A 25112-nucleotide genomic window follows, 5' to 3' on the forward strand; every position below is an offset into this window, starting at 1 on the left:
CGGTGCTGGTCGTGGATCCCGCTGCGACCGTGAGGGTCTTGTTGGCGCTGAGGGTGTAGTCCCCGGACACGGCCGGCGACACCGGCGAAGCGGAGACGGTAAGGACCACGTCCGCGCTGGAGACGGCGCTAAGGGTTGCCGTGACCGTCGTCGAGCCGCCGTCCTCGGAGATCGCGGAGGGACTCAGCGCCAGCGACACCGTGGGCGTGTCCTCGTCGTCGTTGATCGTCAGCGTTACATCGGAGGGGGCGGCGATTGCATTGCCGCCCGTCGCCGCGCCAGAAACGGTGACGCTCTTGTTGGGCGCGTCCACGGCGTTATCGACCGCCGTGATGGTCACCGTGCCTGTGCTGGTCTTGGTGCCGGCGGCGACCGTCAGTTTCTTGTTGGCGCTGAGCGTGTAGTCGCCCGCCACGGCCGGCGATACCGGGGCCGCCGAGACGGTCACGACCACCGCCTCGCTCGACTCGGTGCTCAGCGCCGCCTTGACCGCCGTCGAGCCGCCGTCTTCGTCGATCGACGACGATGCCAGGACCAGGGAGAGCGTCGCGGTGTCGTCGTCCGCGATCGTCAGGGTCTGATCGGAGGGGGCGGCGACTCCGTGGCCGCCCGTCGCCGTGGCCGAGACGGTGACGCTCTTGTTGGGCGCGTCGACGTCGTTGTCGACCGCTGTGATCGTCACGGTCCCGGTGCTCGTCGTGGCGCCGGCTGCGATGGTCAGCTTCTTGTTGGCGCTGAGAGAGAAGTCGCCTGCCACCGCCGGCGACACGGCCGAGGCGGAGACCGTCACGACGACCTCCTGGGTCGATACGGCACTGAGCGTCGCCTTCACCGTCGTGGAGCCGCCGTCCTCGTCGATGGAGGAAGAGCCCAGGACCAGGGACACCGTCCGCGTGTCGTCGTCGGTGATCGTCAGGGTCTGGTTGGCCGGGGCCGAGACACCGTTGCCGCCCGAGACGGCGGCCGAGACGGTGACGCTCTTGGTGGCCGAGTCGACGTCGTTGTTTACGGCCACGAGCGTCACCGTGCCGGTGCTGGTCTTCGAGCCCGCCGCGATGGTGAGCTTCTTGTTGGTGCTGAGCGTGTAGTCGCCAGCCACGGCCGGCGACACGGCGGTCGCGGAGACGGTGAGGGTCACGTCCGCGCTGGAGACGGCGCTGAGCGTCGCCGTGACCGTGCTGGAGCCGCCGTTCTCGGTGACCGACGACGAGCTCAGGACCAGAGTCGCCGTCGGCGTGCCTTCGTCGTCGCTGATCGTCAGCGTCACGTCAGAGGGGGCGGCGACGCCGTTGCCGCCCGAAACGGCGCCGGACACAGTCACATTCTTGTTCGGTGCGTCCACCGAGTTGTCAACGCCGGTGATCGTTACGGCGCCCGTGCTCGTTGTCGTCCCCGCCGCGATCGTAAGGGTCTTGTTGGTGCTGAGCGTGAAGTCCCCCGCTACGGCCGGGGACACCGGAGCAGCCGAGACCGTCACAACCACGGCTTGACTGGAGACGGCGCTCAGGGTTGCCGTGACAGAGGTGGAGCCGCCGTCTTCGGAAACCGACGACGAACTCATGACCAGGGAGACGGTCGGCGTGTCCTCGTCGTCAGCGATGGTCAACGTCACGTCGGACGGCGCGGCGATCGAGTTGCCGCCGGTCGCGGTCGCGGACACGGTGACGCTCTTGTCGGGCGCGTCGACGGCGTTGTCGACGGCAGTCACGGTCACGGTCCCTGTGCTGGTCTTGGTGCCGGCGGCGATGGTGAGCTTCTTGTTAGCGCTCAGCGTGTAGTCGCCTGCCACCGCCGGCGACACCGGAGCAGTCGAGACGGTCACGACCACCGCCTCGCTCGACTCCGTGCTCAAGGTCGCCTTGACCGCCGTCGAGCCGCCGTCCTCGTCGATCGACGACGAGGCCAGGACTAGGGAGACCGTCGCGGTGTCGTCGTCCGCGATCGTCAGGGTCTGATCGGAGGGAGCGGCGACTCCGTGGCCGCCGGTCGCGGTTGCGGAGACGGTGACGCTCTTGTTGGGGGCGTCGACATCGTTGTCGACGGCGGTGATCGTCACGGTGCCGGTGCTGGTCGTCGCCCCCGCGGCGATGGTCAGCTTCTTGTTGGTGCTGAGGCTGAAGTCGCCTGCCACCGCCGGCGAGACCGCTGCGGCGGAGACGGTCGCGACGACCTCCTGGGTCGATACGGCACTGAGTGTCGCCTTCACCGTCGTGGAGCCCCCGTCCTCGTCGATGGAGGAGGAGCCCAGGGCCAGCGACACCGTCCGCGTGTCGTCGTCTGTGATCGTCAAGGTCTGGTTGGCCGGCGCGGCGACGCCGTTGCCGCCCGAGACGGCGGCCGCCACGGTGACGCTCTTGGTGGCAGAGTCGACATCGTTGTTGACCGCCGTGATCGTCACGGCTCCCGTGCTGGTCGTGGAACCCGCCGCGATGGTGAGCTTCTTGTTCGTGCTGAGCGTGAAGTCCCCGGCCACGGCAGGCGACACCGCGGCTGCGGAAACGGTGAGCGTCACGTCCGCGCTCGAGACGGCGCTGAGTGTTGCCGTGACCGTGCTGGAGCCGCCGTCCTCGGTGACCGACGACGAACTCAACGCCAGGGTCACCGTCGGCGTGTCCTCGTTGTCCGCGATCGTCAGGGTCACGTCGGAGGGCGCGGCGATTCCGTTGCCGCCTGTTGCCGTGCCGGAGACTGTGACGCTCTTGTTGGGTGCGTCGACGGCGTTGTCCGCAGCAGTGATCGTCACGGAGCCCGTACTGGTCGTCGCTCCGGCGGCGATGGTGAGCTTCTTGTTGGCGCTCAGCGTGTAGTCGCCCGCCACGGCCGGCGACACCGGAGCAGCCGAGACGGTCACGACCACTGCCTGGCTCGACTCCGTGCTCAGCGTCGCCTTCACGGCCGTGGAGCCGCCGTTCTCGGAGATTGACGACGAACCAAGGATCAGGGAGACCGTCGCCGTGTCGTCGTCGTTGATCGTGAGCGTCTGATCGGCCGGCGCCGCCACGCCGTTGCCGCCGGACACCGTCGCGCTAACGGTGACGTTCTTGTTCGGCGCGTCGACATCGTTGTCGACGGCGGTGATCGTCACGGCGCCGGTGCTCGTCGTCGCTCCCGCCGCGATCGTCAGTTTCGTTCCGCTCTGACTGATGTCGTCGGCTACCCCGGGCGATACTGCCGCCGAAGACACGGTCAGCGTGGTCGCGGCGCTGGACGGCGCGCTCAGCGTCGCCGTGACCGTCGTGGCGCCGCCGTCCTCGTCGATCGACGACGGACTCAGCACGAGCGCCACAGTCGGCGTGTCCTCGTCGTCGGTGATCGTCACGACCCGCGACGGCGGCGCCCGCACTCCGTTGCCGCCGGTGACGGTGGCGCTGACGGTGACCTCCTTGTCGGGCGCGTCGACCGCGTTGTCCGCCGCCTTGATCGTCACGGTGCCGGTGCTCGTCGTCGCTCCCGCGTCAATCGTCAGCGTCGTGCCGGTCTGGGTGAAGTCCGCCGACACGGCGGGCGCCTTCGGCGCGGAAGACACGGTCAACACGAGCGCTTCGCTCGACGCGATGCTCAAGGTCGCGGTCACCGTGGTTGAGCCGCCGTTCTCGGAGATCGACGACGACCCGAGCTCCAGGGACACCGTCGCCGTGTCGTCGTCGGTGATCGTCAGGGTCTGGTCGGAGGGCGCCGCGACGCCGTTGCCGCCGGAGGCGGTGGCGGACACGGTGACCTCCTTGTCGGGCGCGTCGACATCGTTGTCGACCGCGGTGATCGTCACGGCCCCCGTGCTGCTCGTCGAGCCCGCTGCGATGGTCAGGGTTTTGTTGGTGCTGAGGCTGAAGTCGCCCGCTACCGCGGGCGACACCGCCGTTGCCGCTACCGTCAGCGTGACGTCCTGGCTGGAGACGGCGCTCAGGGTCGCCGTGACCGCGGTCGATCCGCCGTCTTCACCGATGGAAGTCGAGCCCAGAACCAGGGCCGCCGTCGGCACGTCCTCGTCGTCGGTGATCGTCAGGGTCACGTCGGAAGGCGCGGCGGCGCCGTTGCCGCCCGAGACGGTCGCCGAGACGGTGACCTCCTTGTCGGGCGAATCGACGTCGTTGTCGACGGCGGCGATCGTCACGGTGCCGGTGCTGGCGGTGGAGCCGGCGGCGATGGTGAGCTTCCTGTTCGTGCTCAGCGTGTAGTCGCCGGCCACCGCCGGCGATGCGGGCGTCGCGGACACCGTCAGGGTGACCTCCTGGCTGGAGGGCGTGCTCAGGGTCGCGGTGACGGCGGTCGAGCCGCCGTCCTCGTCGATCGCCGACGAACCCAGGACCAGGGAGACCGTTGCCGTGTCGTTGTCGGCGATCGTCAGGGTCACGTCGGACGGCGCGGCGGCGCCGTTGCCGCCGGCGACGGCGGCTGAGACCGTCACCTCCTTGTTCGGCGCGTCCACCGTGTTGTCGACGGCGGTGATCGTCACCGTGCCCGTGCTCGTCGTGGACCCCGCCGCGATGGTGAGTTTCTTGTTGTCGCTCAGGCTGAAGTCGCCCGCCACCGCCGGCGACACGGCCGCGGCGGACACGGTCAGGGTCACTTCCTGGCTGGACGGCGTGCTCAGGGTCGCGGTGACGGCGGTCGAGCCTCCGTTCTCGTCGATCGACGAGGATCCCAGCGCCAGCGAGACCGTTGCCGTGTCGTCGTCGGCGATCGTCAGCGTCTGACTCGCCGGCGCGGCGATGCCGTTGCCGCCGGAAACGGTCACCGAGATCTTGACCTCCTTGTCCGGCGCGTCCACATCGTTGTCGACGGCGGTGATCGTCACCGTGCCGGTGCTCGTCGTGGCGCCTGCGGCGATGGTGAGCTTCTTGTTGGCGCTCAGCGTGAAATCGCCCGCCACCGCCGGCGACGTGGCGATGGCCGCCACCGCCAGCGTCACTTCCTGGCTGGACGGCGTGCTCAGGGTCGCGGTGACGGCGGTCGAGCCTCCGCTCTCGTCGATCGACGAGGATCCCAGCGCCAGCGAGACCGTCGCCGTGTCGTCGTCGGTGATGGTCAGGGTCTGGTCCGCCGGCGCGGCGACGCCGTTGCCGCCGGAGACCGTGGCGGAGACGGTGACCTCCTTGTCGGGGGCGTCCACGCCGTTGTCGGCGGCGGTGATCGTGACCGCTCCGGTGCTGGTGGTCGATCCCGCCGCGATCGTCAACTCCTTGTTGGCGCTGAGACTGAAGTCGCCCGCCACCGCCGGCGACACAGGCGCTCCGGAGACGGTCAGGGTCACGTCTTCGCTCGATACCGCGCTCAGGGTCGCCGTCACGGCGGTCGAGCCGCCGTCCTCGCCGATGGACGACGAGGCCAGGACCAGCGACACGGTGGGCGTGTCCTCGTCGTCGGCGATCGTCAGGGTCTGGTTCGCCGGCGCGGCGACGCCGTTGCCGCCGGAGACGGCGGCGGAGACCGTGACCTCCTTGTCGGGGGCGTCGACGCCGTTGTCGACCGCCGCGATCGTCACCGTGCCGGTGCTCGTCTTCGAACCCGCCGCGATCGTCAGCTCCTTGTTGGCGCTGAGGCTGAAGTCGCCCGCCACCGCCGGCGACACGGGCGACGCCGAAACGGTCAGCGTCACGTCTTCGCTCGACACGGCGCTCAGGGTCGCGGTGACGGCGGTCGATCCGCCGTCCTCGTCGACGGACGACGAGCCCAGCACCAGCGACACGGTGGGCGCGCCCTCGTCGTCGGTGATCGTCAGGGTCTGGCTCGGCGGCGCGCCGATGCCGTGGCCGCCGGAAGCGGTCGCCGAGATCCTGACTTCCTTGTCCGGCGCGTCCACGTCGTTGTCGACCGCGGCGACCGTCACCGTGCCGGTGCTGGTCGTGGCGCCGGCGGCGATCGTGAGCTTCTTGTTGGTGCTCAGCGTGAAGTCGCCCGCCACCGCCGGCGACACGGCGATGGCCGCCACCGCCAGCGTCACGTCCTTGCTGGACTCGGCGCTCAGGGTCGCGGTCACCGTGGCCGAGCCGCCGTCCTCGGTGATCGACGACGGACTGAGCGCCAGCGACACCGTCGACGTGTCGTTGTCGGTGATCGTCCCGGTGGCGGTCGAGGTCCCCAGCGTGACGCCGTCTGGCAGGCTGTCGGCCGCGATCGTGACCGTCAGCGTTTCGTCGGTCTCGTCGACTTCGTCGTCGGTGGTGGCGACCTCCAGGGTTGCCGTGGTGTCGCCGGCGGCGATCGTCGCGGTGGTCGCGGCCTGCGCGGTGTAGTCGCTGCCGGCTGCGGCGGTGCCGTCGGCGGTCTGCCACGAGAACGTCACGTCGCTGTCGGCGACCTGGGAGAGCACGACGGTGAACGAGGCGGCGCCGCCCTCGGCGACGGTGACGGACGCGGGATCGAGGTCGAGCGTCGCCGTGTCGTCGTCGGTGATCGTCGCGGTGGCGGTCGCCGTGTCCGTGTCCAGGGTGACGCTCGACACGACGGCGTTCACGTTGGACAGGGAGACGCTGAAGGTCTCGTCGCCCTCGACCAGGGTGTCGGCGGTGGTCTGGACTTCCACGGTGGCCGAGGTCTCCCCGCCCGCGATCGTGAGGGTGGTCGCGGTCTGGGCGGTGTAGTCGCTGCCGGCTGCGGCGGTGCCGTCGGCGGTCTGCCAGTCGACCTTGACGGTGACGTCGTCGCTCACCGCGTTCGACAGCTCGATGGTGAAGGACGCCTTGCCGCCCTCCGCCACCGTGACCGACGCGGGATCGAAGCCGACCGTCTCCGAATCGTCGTCGGTGATCCAGCCAGTGGCCGTGTCCCCGCCCGGAGCGGCGAAGATGCCGTCGGTCGCTGAGCCGGTACGTGAGAAGTTGACCGAGAGTGCCTCCGAGTGCTCCACCAGGGTGTCTTCCGTGGTCTGGACGTCGCAGGCGACCGAGGTGCTGCCGGCAGGGACGGTGAGGCGGATGTTCACTCTGCTGAAGTCGACTCCCGGGGTGGCGAAGCTCCTCGAGCTGGTCCAGCAACGGAGCTGGATGTCGTGGTCGGCGGCGCGCGAGAGTGTGATCGTGTAGGTCGCTTTCTCGCCCTCGTCCACGTCGAGCGATTGCGAGCTGAACCTGAGGCTGGCGGTGTCGTCTTCCAGGATCGTCCACGTGAGCGCCGCCGGCGCCGCGACGCCGCGGCCGCCGGCCACGGAACCGCTGACGGTCACCTTCCTGGTCTTGCCGACGACCTCGTCGTCCACCGCCGTCAGCGTCACCGAGCCCGTGCTCCTGGTGGCGCCCGCCGGGATCGTCAGCGTCGTTCCCGCCTGCGTGAAGTCGTTCGTATCCGCGGGCGCCACCGGTGACGTTCCCACGGTCACGGTGACGTCCTCGCTCGAAGCGCCGCTGAGCGCCGCCGTCACCGTCGTCGAGCCGCCGTTCTCGCTTACGACGCGCGAGCTCAGGGCCAGCGTGACGGTCGGCGTGTCCTCGTCGTCGGTCACCGTCACCGTGGCGGCGGCATCGCTCAGGGTCACCTGGTCCGACGGTTGCGGGTCGCTCAGGGTCACGGTGAACGTCTTGTCCGCCTCGTCCACCCGATCGTCCACCAGCGCCACGTTGACCGTCCCGGTGGTCGCGCCGGCCGGGATCGTCAGCGTGCCGCTGGCCGACGTGTAGTCGCTGCCCGCCGCCGCCGTCCCGTCCGACGTCGCCCAGGAGAACGCGACCGCGCGTTCGGGCGCCTGGCTCAGGGTCACGGTCAGCGCGGCGTTTGCCGCCGACTCGGACACGGTTGCGTCCGCCACCGACGCGGTCAGCGCGTCGTCGTCCTCGATGGTCGCCGTCGCCGTCGCGGTGCCCAGCGTCACGCCCGCAGGCAGCGCCGGTTGCGACAGGCGCAGGACGAACGTCTCGTCCTCCTCGACCCGCGCGTCCCCGGTGGTCTGGATGCTGACCGTCTTCGTCTTCTCCCCGGGCGCGAACGTCAGCGTGAGGTACTTGGCCGTGAAGTCGTTGGCTTCCGCGGGCGTCTGCCCGGAGAGCGCCGTGCTCACGTACACCGTCGTCTGGGTCGACGCGGCTTTCGACATGGTCACCGTGAACGTCGCCGCGTCGCCTTCCGCCACCGGCGCCGCGGGTCCCGACACGGCCAGCGTCGCCGTGTCGTCGTCCGCGATCGTGACCGTCGGCCTGCCGCTGGGCTTTGCGATCCCCCCGTAGCCGCCCGGGAAGACGGTGAACGTCTCCGGGCCCTCGACGATGTCGTCTTCGGTGGTCTGGATGGTGAACGTCTTCTCCAGTTCGCCGGGCGCGAACGTCACCCGGGTCGACTCGGCGACGGTGTAGTCCGCGCTCGACGCGGTTCCCTCGCGGACGATGTAGGTCACGTACGTCTCGAACTGGGCCGCCTTCGATCTGACGATCTTCAGCGTCGCGGTCTCGCCCTCCGTCACCGGCCCCGGCGGTCCCAGCAGCGAGACGACGGTGTCGGTGTCGTCGTCGGCGATGTTCGCGGTCGCTTCCGCCGTCGTCACGCTGGCCTTGCTGCCCGCGGTCAGCCGGACCTTGAAGCTCTCCGGCACCTCGATGACGTCGTCCTGGGTCGTCTGCACCGTGATCGTCTTCTCCCTGTCCGACGGCAGCAGGGTCACGGTGGTCGGTGCGACGGCGGTGTAGTCGTCGCCGGCTTCCGCTCCGCCCTCGACCGCGACGGTTTGCCAACTGACCTCGACGTTGGCTTCCCTGCCCTTTGCGGGCTCGTCCGGCAGCACCTTGAAGGTCGCCGCGCCGCCTTCCGTCACGCTGATGGAAGTCGGATCGATGGACACGCTCGTGACGTCGTTGTCCAGGATGTTCGCCCTTGCCGCGATGACCAGATCACTCGACTCAACGACGCCCACCAGCTGGTCCCGCCTGAGGAGAACTGCGTCAAGCAGAAAGTACTCGTCGTTTTCGGTCACCGCGTCGTCGAGCGTCGGTATCGAGAGGCTCTTCGTCGTCTCGCCGGCTTCCAAGCGGAGACTCCCGGAGGGGGCCGAGTCGAGATCGCTCCACTTGTTGGCGGTAAACGTCGACTGCAACCCGAATGCCCAGAAGACGGCGATGGGACGGTCCGAGGGTTTCGTCAGCGAGAACGTGAACACCGCCGGATTCCCTTCCACGACGGCTTCGGAAGGCGGCGTCAGCGTCAGCCTCGCCACGTCGTCGTCCTGGATGACCACGCGCTTCTCCTTCCGCACGAACGTGATCGAGTCCCTGAAGGGGTTCGTGTCCGGGGAGCTAAGAGAGATCGAGATCGACAGGTCCTCGTCGCCCTCCGCCACCTCGTCCTGGGTCGTCCGCAAAGTCACCGTCCTGGACAGGGGCACCAAGGGTTGGCTCGACGGAGCGAAGTAGAGGCTTTGGTTCACCAGCGTGTAGTCATCGGCGCTGGCCTTTCCGTTGGTCGCCTTCACGTTCAGCGAGACCCCCGTGACCAGTGTTTGATAGTGCTCCAGTGTCACGGTGAACGACGCCGCCGCGCCTTCCGCGACAGTCGCTGCGCCGGCGTCCTGCCCGAGGGTCACGTAGACGCGGTCGGTGTCCCGGATGCGGACGTGCGCGCACGACTTGGCGACGTAGTAGCTCACCGCCTGTCCGTCGACGGGATCGAAGCACACGGTCACCGTCTCGTACCCCTCGACTAGCGCATCGTCGAGGATCTCCAGTTGGACCTTGGCGAATCGGTTGACGGCGTCCACCGTGACGGCGGGGGTGAGGCCGAGAGACGAGTAGTCGGCGCCGCTCGTTGCGTCTCCCCTGGTCGTGAGGCTCATGGTGATCGACAGGTTCTGGTCGATCCACTTCTGGGTGACGTCCGTGAGTTGGATGAACAGCGCCACCGTCTGGCCTTCGCTGGCCGTCTTGGTCTGGTTCGAGGTCGGCGCATCGAAGGAGTCTGCGTACCACTGGACGGTAGGGATCGGATAGGTCTGGCCCTCGGCGGCCTGGCCTAGAAGGGTCAGAATCGACGCGGCGAGCCAGACCGACGCGCGGCTGAGGGAACGGAGCTTCCGCCGGTGGAATTGGGGCCTGGGAGTCACGTTGAAAGCAGGTGTTTCGCCTGCTCTGAACGCAGGTCGAAACTTCAAATGGCGCTTGCTTCCAAGCCTGACAAGATCGGCAGTAAATAGGTCGTGTGCCCCCCCCCATTTCCGTGTGTTTTGCGTAAAGCCGAGGCAGGCTTCGAGGCGCTGCCGGTCGGGCAGCCCGGAAGCGGCGAGAAGCGCGATGAGAGGGTCTCCCGCGGACCTCTCGAAGAGCGCGGGCGCTCGCCGTGTAGAACGAGTCAGGAAACGGCCACCCGTGTCCGTCTTCCGGCGGCTGTCGACGCCGGGGCGCTGTTCGGCGCTTCCGTTTCTCTCTACCTACAAAATGGGATATGTGGTGCTTGATTAGTTTTCATTGCTGTTTTCTGCTCAGATTCGTGTAGTGGAGCGGAAATACATCTACAAATCGGGAGTGGCGCGGCATGTTGAACTTGGTGTAAGGAAGAGCCGGGGGCAGGACGAGCACTGCTGCGCCTCCGACCGATGCCGCGACCAAGACCACATTCGAACCGAGGCCGCCGGCGCCGCCCCGGACGAGTTCCGTTCTCCGAACTGAGTTCCGCGATCCTTCGCGTGACTTCCAGCCTCAGCGTCAGAACCGTCCTGCAGGAGGCCATCGACAGCGCCCGCGCGCTCACCGGCGCCCGCTACGGCTTCATCGTCACGGTGAACGACGACAAGGCGATCCGCAACGTCCTTGCCTCCGGATTCACGGGCGAGGAGTACGAACGGCTGGTCGGCTGGAAGGACGGTCCCAGGTTCTTCGAGCGCCTGCGCGATCTCCCGGAGCCCCTGCGCGTGAACGACTTTCCGGCGTTCGTGCGGTCCCAGGGCTTCTCCCCGGAACTCATGCTCTCGGACTCCTTCCACGCCATGCCCATTCGCCGCGCCAGCCGCTACGAGGGCCACGTCTTCGTCGCCGGCAAGCGGGGCGCGCCGGCCTTCGGGGCGGAGGACGAGGAAGTGCTGGCGCTCTTCGCCGCGCAGGTCGCCGTGGCCATCGCCAACGCTCGCGCGCATCGCGCCGAGCGGAGCGCCGGCGCCCGGCTTCGGGCGCTCGTCGACACCTCGCCGGTCGGCGTCGTCGTGTTCGACGCGAGGAAGGTCCGACCGGTGCTTGTCAACGACGCGGCGCGGCGCATCGTCGCGGACCTGCGTGTTCCGGGCCGCCCCCTCGATGAGCTGCTCGGCGTCGTCGCCTGCCGCTTCGCCGACGGACGCGAGATCGGCCTCAGCGGAGTTTCCGTGCCGGAGGCGATCGCCAACGCGGGGATGGTGCGCGCCGAAGAAGTCGAACTCTCCGTGCCCGGCGGGCGCAGTGTCACGACGCTGCTCAACGTGACGCCCATCCGCCCGCCGGCCGGGCAGGGAGTCGCGTCGGTCGTCGTCACCATGCAGGATCTCGCTCCCTTGCGGGAACTCGAGCGCCAGCGAGCGTCCTTCCTCGGGATGGTGAGTCACGAACTGAGGGCGCCGCTCGCCGCCGTGCGCGGCTCGGCCGCCACGCTGCTGGAGGACGCGGCGGAACTCGACCCGGCCGAGATGCGCGAGTTCCACCGGATCATCCACGATCAGGCCGGACACATGCGCGGCCTCATCGGCGATCTCCTGGACGCCGGCCGCATCGAGGCGGGCACGCTGTCGGTGTCGCCCGAGCCGTCTCCCGCCGCCTCGTTGATCGACCGCGCGCGGACCACCTTCCTCAGCGGCGGCGGCCGCCACGCGGTGCTGATCGACCTCCCGGAGGACCTGCCCCGGGTCATGGCCGACCGGCGCCGCATCGCGCAGGTGCTGACGAACCTGCTCGCCAATGCCGCCGCGCACTCGCCGGAATCGGCGCCGCTTCGCGTCTCCGCGGAACCGGCGGGCGTCCATGTCGCGTTCTCGGTCGCCGACGAGGGGGAGGGCATGACCCCCGGCGAGATGGCGCGCCTGTTCCGCAGATACTCGAATGGCGCCTCGGCCCGGCGTCGCGGCGCCGGGCTGGGGCTCGCCATCTGCAAGGGCCTGGTGGAGGCGCACGGAGGCCGTATTCGCGCGGAGAGCGACGGACCGGGCAAGGGCAGCCGCTTCACCTTCACGGTGCCGGCGGCGGAGGATGGCCCGCCTGGCGTCGAGGGGAGTCGGGGCGGGCGGCCTGCCGATCAGTCCAGGAAGGGCCGGGTGCTCGTGGTGGACGACGACCCGAAGATGTTGCGCTACGTTCGCGACACCCTCGCCGCCGCCGGCTACGCGGCGCTGGTCTCCGGCGACCCCGAGGACCTGCCCCGCATCCTCGCCGCCGAAGAGCCCGACCTGGTCCTCCTCGACCTGGTCCTGCCCGGCGCCGACGGCATCGAACTGCTGTCGAGCGTGCCGGGACTCGGCCGGCAGCCGGTCGTGTTCATGTCCGCCTACGGCCGCGACGAGACCGTTGCCCGGGCACTCGCGGCGGGCGCCGCCGACTACCTCGTCAAGCCGTTCTCGCCGACGGAGCTCACCGCCCGGGTCAGCGCCGCGTTGCGCCGTGTCGCCCGTCCCGGACGGTTCGTGCAGGGCGACCTCGCCATCGACCACGACAGGCGCCTCGTGACGGTCGCCGGCCGCGAGGTTCCGCTCACGGCTACCGAGTACGAGCTGCTCCGCGTCCTCGCTCTCGGCGCGGGGCGGGTCGTGTCCTACCGCGAGCTGCTTGAGGAGGTCTGGCCCGGGCGCGGCCTCGACCGGTTCGACCTGGTGCGGAACTTCGTCAAGCAGTTACGCGCCAAGCTTGGCGAGGAGGCCGCCGAGCCCAGGTGGATCTTCAACGTGCGGGGCGTTGGCTACCGCATGCCGCGGCCAGAGGGCGGGCCGTAGCCAGGGGCGGTGCGTAGACAATCTGAAGGTGCAACTTTCAGATTGTGCGGACCTCCTGGCACTACTCCAGGACCTGGAGCCGCGGGACGACGCCCATCAAGGGGCCGCGGGAAAACAACGTTCCGAGCGGACCCTCATCGGCGTTGACGCCGCCGGGCAGCACCGGAACCGTCAGGTCCACGTCCGCGCCTCGGCGCAGCAACGGCGCCGCGGCCGACGCCGTGCCGGTGTTCAGCCAGTACCAGGCGCCGTCCTGCAGCCCGTCCGCTTCGAGCCGGCCCGGCATCGCGGCGCCGTCCTCGTCGAAGCAGCCGGGCAGTAGCGCCACGATCAGGCCGTCCTCGCCCGCGTCCAGCACCTGGCTCTCCGCATCGGCCTCGCCGCAGGCCAGGCGCACCGTCGCCTGGTGTCCGTCCAGCGGACGGCCGACGATCCCGCCGCCGCCCTTCCAGTACGGCGCCACGTGCTCGCCTGACCCCTCCAGATCCACGAGGTGCGGCACGATGCCCATGAAGCCTGTTTCGTTGTGCACCATCAGCGTGCCGTGCCACGTGCCCCGGACCGACAGCACGAAGCGGCGGTCGCCGCTCGGGCGTGCCGTCACGCCGCCGGGGACCGGAGGCCTCAGTTCGGGACTGAGCGACGCCTCGCAGACCAGGGGGGCGACCGCGACGTTGCGGTCGCCGTTGACCCAGTACCAGCCGTCGCCGTCGATGCCTTCGAAGGTCATCTCGCCCTCTATCGGCCGGCCGTCCTCTGCCGTGCACATCGCTTGGTTGACGGTGCGCACGATCAGGCCGTCCTCGCCGGCGTGCTCGCGGCTCGTGTAGGTCCTGCCGGCGCACTCGATCCGGACCGTCGCCGACTCGCCGTCGGCGGGCCTGACGGCGAAGCCGCCCGTGCCGTGCCAGTACGGCGCCAGGCGGAGCGGACAAACCGGTTCGGGTTCCGGCTCCGGTTCGGGCTCCGGCTCCGGTTCGGGTCCTGGCGGCGGTTCTTCGCAACCGCCCGACGGCACGCCCCCCTGTTCCGGTACGGAGGTCCTGTCAAAAGCCCCCATCAGGTTGCCTGCGAGATCCTGGAGGGGGTTCTCGGAAGGTGGCGTGTAGACCAGCCTCCAGGGCATCAGCACCTCCGATTGCGAGAGCAGTGGCGGGCCAACAACGAACACGAGAGCTTCGTCGCTGATGCCGAACCTGGTCAGAAGAGACGTTCGATCGCAGGAGCCGATGTAGAACCGGTACGCGTCCCTCCCGGGTATCGATCCCTTGTCGAGTGGCTCGGTGGTGTAGAGCAACCAGTCCGCTTCCCTGTCGGGCAACCAGAAGACTGAGCTGGAGCCCGTTAGTCTGGGAGGGGTCCTGTCCGTGTCGTCTGCAACGGCCACCGGCGCACCCGTCGCGAAACTCAGGACAGCGAACCATCGCACCACCGCCGAAACCGACGACATCGCACAAGGAACTACACCAAGGTGGTGGCCTCCCGCATCTCCCGTTTTGGAGATAGGTCGGCCCGGAAACGACGCTGGCGGCACGCCTCGCCGGCAACGCGCGGGAAGCCCCCAGGCGCTCGGAAGCTAGTTGTCGACCCGCTCCACGCGCGGCACGACGCCCATCAAGGGGCCGCGGGAGAACAGGGTCCCCAGCGGCCCCTCCGCTGCTTCCACGCCGTCGGGCAGCACCGGAGTCGTCAGGTCCACGTCCGCGCTCCGGCGCAGCAACGGGGCCGCAGCCGCGGCCGTGCCGGTGTTCAGCCAGTACCAGGCGCCGTCTTCGAGCCCGTCCGCTTCCAGCCGGCCGCTCTGCGCCGTGCCCTCCTCGTCGAAGCAGCCCGGCAGAAGCGCCACGATCAGGCCGTCCTCGCCCGTGTCCAGCACCTGACTCTCCGCTTCAGCGTCCCCGCAGCTGAGCCGTACCGTCGCCTGGCCGCCTTCCAGCGGACGGCCGACGATCCCGCCGCCGCCCTTCCAGTACGGCGCCACGTGCTCGCCTTCCCCTTCCAGGTCCACCAGGTGCGGCACGATGCCCATGAACCCGGTGTCGTCGTGGACCATCAGGGTGCCGTGCCAGGTGCCGCGCACCGACAGCACGAAGCGGCGGTCGCCGCTCGGGCGCGCGGTGACGCCGCCGGGAACCGGGGGCCTCAGTTCGGGACTGAGCGACTCCTCGCAGACCAGGGGAGCGACCGCGACGTTGCGGTCGCCGTTGACCCAGTACCAGCCGTCGCCGTCGATGCCTTCGAAGGTCATCTCGCCCTCTATCGGCCGGCCGTCCTCTGCCGTGCACATCGCTTGGTTGACGGTGCGCACGATCAGGCCGTCCTCGCCGGCGTGCTCGCGGCTCGTGTAGCTCCTGCCGGCGCACTCGATCCGGACGGTCGCCGAGTCGCCGTCGGCGGGTCTGACCGCGAAGCCTCCCGTGCCGTGCCAGTACGGCGCCAGGCGAGAGGGACAACCCAGCTCGCGTGCAGACTCGGGCTCCGGCTCGGGCTCCGGCTCGGGCTCTGGCTCTGGCTCTGGCCCTGGATCTGGCGCCGGCTCAGGCTCGGGCTCCGGCGCTGGCTCCGGATCAGGCTCAGCCGGAGGCGGACTGCTGTCGACCGGAGGCCAGCCTTCCCCGCAGTCGACCGCTTCGCCATCGTCGTCGAGAATCCTGATCCGCAACGGTTGATCGCTGACGGTCACACCAGAGGACCTCGGAGTGAGACGGAGCTCCAACCACTCGCAGTCGTCGTCGAAGTCGTCGGGAATGGCCCGTATGTAAACACGCCCCGTCAAGTCGCCCGCGAAGATGAACCAGATCCCGCTGGTGGCGTAGTCCTTCCCGGTCGCTCCGCCGTGGTGAGTGACCTTTCTATAGACGCCCACGGGTCGCCCGGGATCCCGGTCAGCCCGGATCCGAATGCCGGTCGACCTGCCTTCCCGAAGACTGAAGTCCGCCCGATCCCAGGAGATGTTCACTTCCGGATGCGCGCTCTGCGCTTGTGACACTTCCGTCCACGCTCCCATGAAGAGAGCCGCCGCGAACAGAGAGCGGCCAAGCGCCAGCGCGGTCTGAAGTGGTTTCGGTCGAGTGTGCATGGAATCCGGCTGTAGCGACTGCGACTTGACTAGTCCTCGATTCGCTCCACGCGGGGTACCACGCCCATCAGGGGGCCGCGGGAGAACAGCGTCCCGAGCGGTCCTTCTTCTGCCTCCACGCCGGCGGGAAGCACTGGAGTCGTCAGATCCATGTCCGCACCCCGGCGCAGCAGCGGGGCGGCGGCCGACGCTGTGCCGGTGTTCAGCCAGTACCAGGCGCCGTCTTCCAGTCCGTCGACCTCCAGCCGGCCGGACACCGCGACGTCGTCCTCGTCGAAGCAGCCCGGCAGAAGCGCCACGATCAGGCCGTCCTCGCCCGCGTCCAGCACCTGACTTTCAGCGTCTGCCTCGCCGCAGGCCAGGCGTACCGTCGCCTGAGTACCGTCCAGCGGACGGCCGACGATTCCGCCGCCGCCCTTCCAGTAGGGGGCCACGTGCTCGCCTGACCCCTCCAGGTCCACCAGGTGCGGCACGATGCCCATGAACCCGGTTTCGTCGTGCATCATCAGCGTGCCGTGCCACGTGCCCCGGACCGACAGCACGAAGCGGCGGTCGCCGCTCGGGCGTGCCGTCACGCCGCCGGGGACCGGAGGCCTCAGCCCGGGACTGAGCGACTCCTCGCAGACCAGGGGGGCGACCGCGACGTTACGGTCGCCGTTGACCCAGTACCAGCCGTCGCCGTCGATGCCCTCGAAGGTCATCTCGCCCTCGATCTGCCGGCCGTCGTCGGCCGTGCACATCGGCTGGCTGACGGTGCGCACGATCAGGCCGTCCTCGCCGGCGTGCTCGCGGCTCGTGTAGCTCCTGCCGGCGCACTCGATCCGGACGGTCGCCGACTCGCCGTCGGTCGGCCTGACGGCGAACCCGCCCGTGCCGTGCCAGTACGGCGCGAGGCGGTGCGGGCACGCCGGTTCGGGCTCGGGCTCCGGTTCGGGCTCGGGCTCCGGCTCAGGCTCAGGCGGCGGGCCGCCTCCACCGCCCGGCGGTGGGTCGCAACCAGGCAGAAAGCACGAGGTCCTGTCGAAGGCCCTCATGAGGTTGCCCGCGGGATCCCGGATCGGGTTCTCGGAAGGCGGCGTGTAGACCAGCCTCCAGGGCATGTCCACCTCCGCCGGCGGGAGCGTTGGCGGACCCAACGCCAGCACCAGGTAGTAGTCGGTGTACACCCCGGTCAGGACGGAGGTTCGGTCCACGCCACCTACCTCGAACCGGAAGGCGTCCAACGCGGGCGTAGAGTCCGGGTCGAGTGGCTCGGTGGTGTAGAGGATCCAGATCCACCCGTCCGGGTTCGTTTCGGGCGGGTCGAAGAGAACCAGGCCGGTGCCCGTTAGCTCGGGTGGCCTCGTGTCCGTCTCGTCCGCGACCGTCGCAGGCACTCCCGTCGCGAGACACAGGAGAGCGGACCATCGTGTGACCGCCGATGCCACCCCGTCTGCTCCTAGTCCTCGACTTGTTCTAGCCGCGGCACCACGCCCATCAAGGGGCCGCGGGAGAACAGCGTTCCCAGCGTCCCCTCCTCGGCGTCCACGCCGCCGGGCAGCACTGGAGTCGTCAGATCCACGTCCGCGCCCCGGCGCAGCAGAGGGGCGGCGGCCGACGCTGTGCCGGTGTTCAGCCAGTACCAGGCGCCGTCTTCCAGTCCGTCGACCTCCAGCCGGCCGGACACCGCGACGTCGTCCTCGTCGAAGCAGCCCGGCAGAAGCGCCACGATCAGGCCGTCCTCGCCCGCGTCCAGCACCTGACTTTCAGCGTCTGCCTCGCCGCAGGCCAGGCGTACCGTCGCCTGAGTACCGTCCAGCGGACGGCCGACGATTCCGCCGCCGCCCTTCCAGTAGGGGGCCACGTGCTCGCCTGACCCCTCCAGGTCCACCAGGTGCGGCACGATGCCCATGAACCCGGTTTCGTCGTGCATCATCAGCGTGCCGTGCCACGTGCCCCGGACCGACAGCACGAAGCGGCGGTCGCCGCTCGGCCGTGCCGTGACGCCGCCGGGGATCGGAGGCCTCAAGTCGGGCTTCAGCGACTCTTCGCAGACCAGCGGCGCGACCGCGACGTTGCGGTCGCCGTTGATCCAGTACCAGCCGTCGCCGTCGATGCCCTCGAAGGTCATCTCCCCTTCGATCGGACGTCCGTCGTCGGCCGTGCACATCGGCTGGCTGACGGTGCGCACGATCAGGCCGTCCTCGCCGGCGTGCTCGCGGCTCGTGTGGCTCCTGCCGGCGCACTCGACCCGGACGGTCGCCGACTCGCCGTCGGCGGGTCTGATCGCGAAGCCACCCGTGCCGTGCCAGTACGGCGCCACGCGGGACGGGCACGCCGGTTCGGGTTCGGGCTCGGGCTCCGGTTCGGGCTCTGGTTCAGGCTCGGGCGGCGGGCCGCCTCCACCGCCCGGCGGTGGCGGGTCGCCGTCGCCTTGGCAGCCATCTCCCCAGCACCAGCTGAAGTCGAAGCTCAGCATGAGGTTCCCCGCACGATCCCTGAGCGGGTTCTCGGATGGTCGCGTGTAGACCAGCCTCCAACGTTGCCGCAACTCCACCAAGGTAGGTCTCTGACTCAGGTCCAGTCTCAGCGAACGGCCGAGTTCCACGAACGGGCCTCGGTAATTCCCGACGTGCACTCCGCTCAGCTCCTTACGGACGCCGCCGATCTGAAGCACGAAGGCATCCGTGGCTGGCGTCGAGTCCAGGTCGAGCGGCTCATCAATGTAGAAGTACATGATCTGGCCGTAGTCGGTGTACCCGCCGAGGAGCATCAACTTCGGCGGGGTCGTGTCCGTGTCGTCCGCAACCGTCGCCGGTACCCCCGCCGCGAGCCACAAGAGAGCGAACCATCGAGCCACCGCCGACACCGACGACCTGCCCGGCACTACTGGCGGACCTCCAGCCGCGGGACCACGCCCATCAGGGGGCCGCGGGAGAACAGCGTTCCGAGCGGTCCCTCGTCGGCGTCCACGCCGCCGGGCAGCACCGGAACGGTCAGCTCCACGTCCGCGCCCCGGCGCAGCAACGGCGCCGCGGCCGAGGCCGTGCCGGTGTTCAGCCAGTACCAGGCGCCGTCTTCGAATCCGTCCGCTTCCAGCCGGCCGCTCTGCGCCGTGCCCTCCTCGTCGAAGCAGCCCGGCAGAAGCGCCACGATCAGGCCGTCCTCGCCCGTGTCCAGCACCTGACTCTCCGCTTCAGCGTCCCCGCAGCTGAGCCGTACCGTCGCCTGGCCGCCTTCCAGCGGACGGCCGACGATCCCGCCGCCGCCCTTCCAGTACGGCGCCACGTGCTCGCCTTCCCCTTCCAGGTCCACCAGGTGCGGCACGATGCCCATGAGCCCGGTCTCGTCGTGCACCATCAGCGTGCCGTGCCACGTGCCCCGGACCGACAGCACGAAGCGGCGGTCGCCGCTCGGGCGTGCCGTCACGCCGCCGGGGACCGGAGGCCTCAGTTCGGGACTGAGCGACGCCTCGCAGACCAGGGGGGCGACCGCGACGTTGCGGTCGCCGTTGACCCAGTACCAGCCGTCGCCGTCGATGCCTTCGAAGGTCATCTCGCCCTCTATCGGCCGGCCGTCCTCTGCCGTGCACATCGCTTGGTTGACGGTGCGCACGATCAGGCCGTCCTCGCCGGCGTGCTCGCGGCTCGTGTAGCTCCTGCCGGCGCATTCGATCCGGACCGTCGCCGACTCGCCGTCGGCGGGCCTGACGGCGAACCCGCCCGTGCCGTGCCAGTACGGTGCCAGACGGTACCGGCACGCAGGCTCAGGTTCGGGCTCGGGCTGAGGCTCCGGCTCGGGTTCCGGCTCAGGCGGCGGCGGGCCGCCGCCCGCATCACAGCCGTCGGGATAGCCGTAGGACAGGTCGAAGGCCGGCGCCGGGTTTCCCGCGAGGTCCTGGATCGCGTTCTCGGAGGGCGGGGTGTAGACGAGTCTCCAGACCGCCCGCGCCTCCGACGGCGAAGGGAGCGGCGGAAGCAGCGTCACCACCAGGGCCTGGTCGTGGAACGGGGAGTCGTAGCCGATGCCGATGCCGTCCGGAACCCGCTGGACGCCGCATATCGTGAATTCGAACGCATCCGTCGCGGGCACCGAGTTCCTGTCGAGCGGCTCGCTGGCGGGAATGACCCACTCCCCGCGCCCTTCCGGCGTGACCGCGTAGAGCGAGACATTGCCGCCTATCGTGGGCGGCGTCGTGTCCGTGTCGTCAGCAACCGCTTCCGTCATCCCCGTCGCGAGACCCAGGACTGCGAACCATCGCGCCACCGCCGAAACCGACGACATGATGTAAGAACTACAACAAGGCGAACGTTGTTGACATCTCCCAATTTGGAGATAGGAAATCCCGAAGACGATGCTTGGGGCACACCTTGGTCAACACCTGCGGGAAGTCGCCGGCGCGGTTTTGAAGCTAGTCTTCGATCCGCTCGACGCGGGGGACCACGCCCATCAAGGGGCCGCGAGAAAACAGGGTTCCCAGCGGACCCTCGTCGGCGTCCACGCCGGCGGGAAGCACCGGAACCGTCAGGTCCACGTCCGCGCCCCGGCGCAGCAACGGCGCCGCGGCGGAGGCCGTGCCGGTGTTCAGCCAGTACCAGGCGCCGTCTTCCAGCCCGTCGGCTTCCAGCCGGCCGGACACCGCGACGCCGTCCTCGTCGAAGCAGCCCGGCAGAAGAGCCACGATCAGACCGTCCTCGCCCGCGTCCAGCACCTGACTCTCCGCGTCGGCCTCGCCGCAGGCCAGACGCACCGTCGCCCGGCTGCCGTCCAGCGGACGACCGACGATCCCGCCGCCGCCCTTCCAGTACGGCGCCACGTGCTCGCCTGACCCCTCCAGATCCACGAGGTGCGGCACGATGCCCATGAAGCCTGTTTCGTTGTGCACCATCAGCGTGCCGTGCCACGTGCCCCGGACCGACAGCACGAAGCGGCGGTCGCCGCTCGGCCGTGCCGTGACGCCGCCGGGGATCGGAGGCCTCAAGTCGGGCTTCAGCGACTCTTCGCAGACCAGCGGCGCGACCGCGACGTTGCGGTCGCCGTTGATCCAGTACCAGCCGTCGCCGTCGATGCCCTCGAAGGTCATCTCCCCTTCGATCGGACGTCCGTCGTCGGCCGTGCACATCGGCTGGCTGACGGTGCGCACGATCAGGCCGTCCTCGCCGGCGCGCTCGCGGCTCGTGTGGCTCTTTCCGGCGCACTCGATCCGGACGGTCGCCGACTCGCCGTCGGTGGGTCTGACCGCGAAGCCGCCCGTGCCGTGCCAGTACGGCGCCAGGCGGACCGGGCACGCTGGCTTGGGTTCGGGCTCCGGTTCGGGGTCGGGTTCCGGCTCCGGTTCGGGCGGTGGCGGAACGCCGTCCTCAGGGCAGCCACCCCAGCACCAGCTCATGTCAAAGCTCGGCATGAGGTTGCCTGCAAGGTCCTGAAGGGGGTTGTCGGAAGGCTGCCTGTAGAGCACCTTCCAGCGTTGCCGGTCGAAGTCCGCCCGGGTGGCCTTCTGAGCCAGCGTGAGGATCAGCAAACCGGCGTGTTTCGGAGACGACGCGCCGAGGGGTCCTGCGCCCACTTCGCTGAGCTCCCTGTTGACGCCGCCGATCCTGAGTCCGAAGGCCGACATCGCGGGCGTAGAATCCGGGTCGAGCGGCTCGGAGATGAAGATGTACAAGCTTCCGCTCGCGTCGTCATAGCCGTTGGGTCGGACCGGCTTGGGCGGCGTCGTGTCCGCGTCGTCCGCTACCGCTGCCGGCACGCCCGCCACAAGGGACCAGACTGCGAACCATCGCGCCAGTACCGAAACCGACGACATGGCGTGAGGACTACTACAGGGTAGGTGCCTTTCGCATATCCCATTTGGGAGGTTTCGGAGGGCGGGAGTGGCCCGTGAGTACTTAGCCTGAGCGGTTGCCGATGGAGGCGGCACGGGATCTGGAGACGTTCGGTTCCCCGGCGACGTAGAAGCGCCAGAGACGATTCGAGGCCTTCGAGACGCCGATGCGGCCGCTACGGCCGGGTTGGTCTGGCGGCGGAGTGCCGTCGGCAGCGATGAAGATCGGCAGGCGGTGCCTGGGATGAACGGAGGCGCCGACCAGATCCGCGCCGTCGTAGCGCCGGTCGAGGCCGAAGGCCTGGCAGAGGCGGGCCGGGCCGGAGCAGAGATCGACGGCACGCAGCGCTTTGTTGGAACGCCGGCGGCTGGCCGCGTTGCGCGCCCGACGCATGATGCCGTCGCCCGCCAGCGGTGCGGCGGCGCGCAGCAGGACGGCGGAGCAGACGCCGTCCTCGCCGCAGACGACGTTGGCGCAGTGGTGCATGCCGTACGTGAAGTAGACGTAGAGATGTCCCGGCGGCCCGAACATCGTCCGGTTGCGGTCAGTCATCCCGCGGTGGCCGTGGCTGGATGGGTCGGTGGCGCCCTCGTAGGCCTCGACCTCGACGATCCGCGCGGCGCGCCGGCCGCGGACGAGGACCTTGTTCAGGAGCCTCGGCGCTACTTCGAGCGCCGTGGGCGTGTAGAACGAGCGGGGTAGCGGCGAGAGAATGGACGAGCCGGCGCTCAGGCGGGCACCTCGTCCAGGTCCGTCTCCGGCCCCATGTAGGAGCGGATCTCGGCCGGAGTCTCCATCTTCGTGTATCCCGGGACGTGAACGCTGACGTAGAGGATCTCGCCGGTGAATATGAGGCGGCCCTCGTGGGTGCCGCGATAGCCGAGCGTCCAGGACGTGCGACCCCAGTGGCGGACGGCGACGTCGATGTCGAGCAGGTCGCCGTCGGTGACCGAACCGAGGAAATCGATCGTCGCTCGCCGGAGCATCATGTCCCAGCCGAGCTGGGCCCCGCGTTCCCGGATCGGCCGCAGCCAGCTCTCCATCGCGTCGTCCATGTACGCCATGTAGTGGGCATTGAACACCACGCCCTGCTTATCGACCTCTCCGTAACGGACGCAGATCGTGTGCCGGTAGGGAGTGGTCATCGTCCCCTGCCGCTCAGAGGCTCGGTTCGAGGCCGACCGCCCAGGCCGCGAAGGCCCACTGGTCGGCGACGTCCTCGATCTGCATCCAGGTCGGCTTGCCGGCGCCGTGGCCGGCCCGGGTCTCGACCCGGATGAGGACCGGGTTGTCGCAGCCCTGTGCCCGCTGCATCTCGGCCGCGTACTTGAAGCTGTGCCAGGGCACTACCCGGTCGTCGTGGTCGGCGGTCGTGACCAGGGTTGGCGGGTAGCAGGCGCCCTCCTGCACGTTGTGGAGCGGCGAGTACGCGTACTGGGCCCGGAACTCGTCTTCGTTCTCGGAGAGGCCGTAGTCCGTCGACCAGTTGCGGGCGTTGGCGCTCGGCAGGTGGTAGCGCAGCATGTCGAGGACGCCGACCGCCGGCAGCGCCGCCGCGAACAGGTCGGGCCGCTGGTTGAGCGTCGCGCCGACCAGGAGGCCGCCGTTGCTGCCGCCCTGGATCGCGATGCGTCCGGCGCTCGTGTAGCCCTCGGCGACCAGCCATTCAGCGGCGGCGATGAAGTCGTCGAAGACGTTCTGCTTCTTCTCCTTGGTGCCGGCGAGATGCCAGTCGCGGCCGTACTCGCCGCCGCCGCGCAGGTTCGGGATCGCCAGCATGCCGCCCATCTCGAGCCAGGCGAGGCGTGACGAGGAGAAGCCGGGCGTCAGCGAGATGTTGAAGCCGCCGTAGCCGTAGAGCAGCGTCGGGTTGTCGCCGTTCTTCTCGATCCCCTTGCGGTGGGTGATGAACATCGGGACGCGCGTGCCGTCCCGGCTCTCGTAGAAGACCTGCTCCGTCTCGTAGCCGTCGAGGTCGGCGTCGATCGCGGGGCTGCGGATCAGAGAACTCTCGCCGGTGGCCACGTCGTAGCGGTGGATCTGCGACGGCGTGCCAAAGCTGGAGTAGGAGTAGAAGGTCTCCGCGTCCTCCCAGCGGCCGCCGAAGCCGCCCGCTGTGCCGATTCCGGGTAGTTCGACCTCTCCGGCCGGAGTCGCGGGCTTGGCGCCGTTCGGTTCGGCCAGACGGACAACGGTGCGCGCGTCGTGCAGGTAGTTGAGCACCAGCTTGCCGCCGACAGCGGAGGCGTAGGAGAGCGTGTCCTCGGCTTCCGGGACCACCTCGTGCAGCGTCGGGTTCCCGGCCGGCGAACCGTCGTTCAGGTCAACGGCGACGATCCGGTTGCGCGGCGCGTCCTTGTTCGTTTCGAACACGAGCACGGGACCGACGTTCACGACGTAGCCGTAGAGAGCGTCCCATTGGTCGAGCAGGGGGCGGATCGCGGAGTCCGGCTCGCCGATCTTCCGGTAGTGGACCGCGTTCTCGAGATACCCCTCCTGGAGGTTGACCAGCAGGTACTCACCGTCCTCGGAGACCGAGGCGTACGGGTTGCGGCGCGGGTGCTCGGGCTGGCTGAACACGAGCCGGTCCTCGGTCTGGTCCGTGCCCAGGGCGTGGAAGTAGACGGATACCGCCTTGGAGCCGTCACCCCGGGTCGGGTCGTCTTCTCGCGGGGGATAGCGGCTGTAGAAGAAGCCCGAGTTGTCCGGCATCCAGGAGATCGAGGTGAACTTCGTGAAGTCGATCAGGTCGCCCGTGTCCTCGCCACTCTCGACGTCACGGACCTTCCACTTCCGCCAGTCCGAGCCGCCGTCCGACTGCGCGTAGGCGACGTAACGGCCGTCCCGACTGGGCGTCATCCCGGCGAGCGCCACCGTTCCGTCGTCGCTCCAGCCGTTGGGATCGAGCAGGACGCGCCCGGGCGGCTCGTCGCCCTCCAGGTCCATCGACTCGGCGACGTAGACCACGCTCTGGTCCTGCAGCCCGTCGTTGTGGCTGTAGAAGTAGCGCTCGCCCCGCTTGCCCGGAGTGCCCCAGCGCTCGTAGTCCCAGATTGCCAGCAGCCGCTTCTCGATCGCTTCGCGGCCCGGGAGCGCGGCCAGGAATGGCTCGGCGACGGCGTTCTGCGCCGACACCCAGGCCGCCGTCTCCTCGCCGTCGAGGTTCTCGAGCCAGCGGTACGGGTCGGCGACCTGGACCCCGAAGTAGTCGTCGACCTGGTCGACGGTCCGGGTCTCCGGATACTCGACCGGCCCGGGGTCGTAAACGTCGGTGGAGCAGGCCAAGAGGGGAAGAACAAGAGCCGGCGCGAACCGGCGAAGAGTGGGTTTCATGATGGGCCGGATTATAGGGCTCCGGTCTCGGTATCGC

11 protein-coding genes (1 of these 11 cut by a window edge) are annotated in these 25112 nt (G+C 69.3%); 1 reads left to right on the forward strand and 10 read right to left on the reverse strand.

The features are described 5' to 3' along the window. Window positions 1–10066, reverse strand: partial view of a hypothetical protein gene (locus OXI49_02865; GenBank protein ID MDE2689425.1) — the start only. 20621 nt of this gene lie to the left of the window's left edge; 10066 of the gene's 30687 nt are visible here — the first part of the coding sequence; its start codon is at window positions 10064–10066; its stop codon lies off the left edge, out of view. A gap of 531 nt (window positions 10067–10597) precedes the next feature. Here OXI49_02865 and OXI49_02870 point away from each other — a divergent pair. Next, on the forward strand, window positions 10598–12859 hold the full coding sequence (locus tag OXI49_02870; protein ID MDE2689426.1) for a response regulator: 2262 nt from the start codon (window positions 10598–10600) through the stop codon (window positions 12857–12859). A 61-nt stretch (window positions 12860–12920) separates the two neighbouring features. On the opposite strand, the gene OXI49_02875 is transcribed toward OXI49_02870, so the two are convergent. The 9 genes from OXI49_02875 to OXI49_02915 form a co-directional block, all read right to left on the reverse strand. Next, entirely contained in the window at window positions 12921–14180 is a 1260-nt protein-coding gene (locus tag OXI49_02875; GenBank protein ID MDE2689427.1) for a hypothetical protein, read from the reverse strand. Between the two features lie 255 nt (window positions 14181–14435). Continuing rightward, entirely contained in the window at window positions 14436–15938 is a 1503-nt protein-coding gene (locus tag OXI49_02880) for a hypothetical protein (GenBank protein ID MDE2689428.1), read from the reverse strand. Between the two features lie 29 nt (window positions 15939–15967). Next, on the reverse strand, window positions 15968–17365 hold the full coding sequence (locus OXI49_02885; GenBank protein MDE2689429.1) for a hypothetical protein: 1398 nt from the start codon (window positions 17363–17365) through the stop codon (window positions 15968–15970). A gap of 11 nt (window positions 17366–17376) precedes the next feature. After that, window positions 17377–18777, reverse strand: coding sequence for a hypothetical protein (locus tag OXI49_02890; protein ID MDE2689430.1), 1401 nt, complete (start codon window positions 18775–18777; stop codon window positions 17377–17379). 26 nt (window positions 18778–18803) lie between these two features. After that, window positions 18804–20183, reverse strand: coding sequence for a hypothetical protein (locus OXI49_02895; protein ID MDE2689431.1), 1380 nt, complete (start codon window positions 20181–20183; stop codon window positions 18804–18806). Between the two features lie 145 nt (window positions 20184–20328). Beyond that, entirely contained in the window at window positions 20329–21723 is a 1395-nt protein-coding gene (locus OXI49_02900) for a hypothetical protein (GenBank protein ID MDE2689432.1), read from the reverse strand. Between the two features lie 82 nt (window positions 21724–21805). After that, the gene (locus OXI49_02905; GenBank protein ID MDE2689433.1) at window positions 21806–22456 is read right to left on the reverse strand and encodes a DNA-3-methyladenine glycosylase; all 651 of its coding nucleotides are present in this window, start codon (window positions 22454–22456) and stop codon (window positions 21806–21808) included. A 14-nt stretch (window positions 22457–22470) separates the two neighbouring features. Further along, complete coding sequence (locus OXI49_02910; protein MDE2689434.1) at window positions 22471–22887, reverse strand: thioesterase family protein; 417 nt, start codon at window positions 22885–22887, stop codon at window positions 22471–22473. A gap of 13 nt (window positions 22888–22900) precedes the next feature. Then, window positions 22901–25075 carry a prolyl oligopeptidase family serine peptidase gene (locus tag OXI49_02915; GenBank protein MDE2689435.1) on the reverse strand — a complete coding sequence of 725 codons (2175 nt, stop codon included), beginning with the start codon at window positions 25073–25075 and terminating at the stop codon, window positions 22901–22903. Window positions 25076–25112 lie beyond the last annotated feature (37 nt).

Source organism: Acidobacteriota bacterium (assembly GCA_028875725.1).
In the GTDB taxonomy this organism is placed as follows: Bacteria; Acidobacteriota; Thermoanaerobaculia; order Multivoradales; family Multivoraceae; genus Multivorans.

Excerpts from the sequence above, each read along its gene's own strand:
- OXI49_02915 (MDE2689435.1), bottom strand. The coding sequence starts at position 25,075 with ATGAAACCCACTCTTCGCCGGTTCGCGCCGGCTCTTGTTCTTCCCCTC.
- OXI49_02880 (MDE2689428.1), bottom strand. The coding sequence starts at position 15,938 with ATGCACACTCGACCGAAACCACTTCAGACCGCGCTGGCGCTTGGCCGC.
- OXI49_02900 (MDE2689432.1), bottom strand. The coding sequence starts at position 21,723 with ATGTCGTCGGTTTCGGTACTGGCGCGATGGTTCGCAGTCTGGTCCCTT.
- OXI49_02910 (MDE2689434.1), bottom strand. The coding sequence starts at position 22,887 with ATGACCACTCCCTACCGGCACACGATCTGCGTCCGTTACGGAGAGGTC.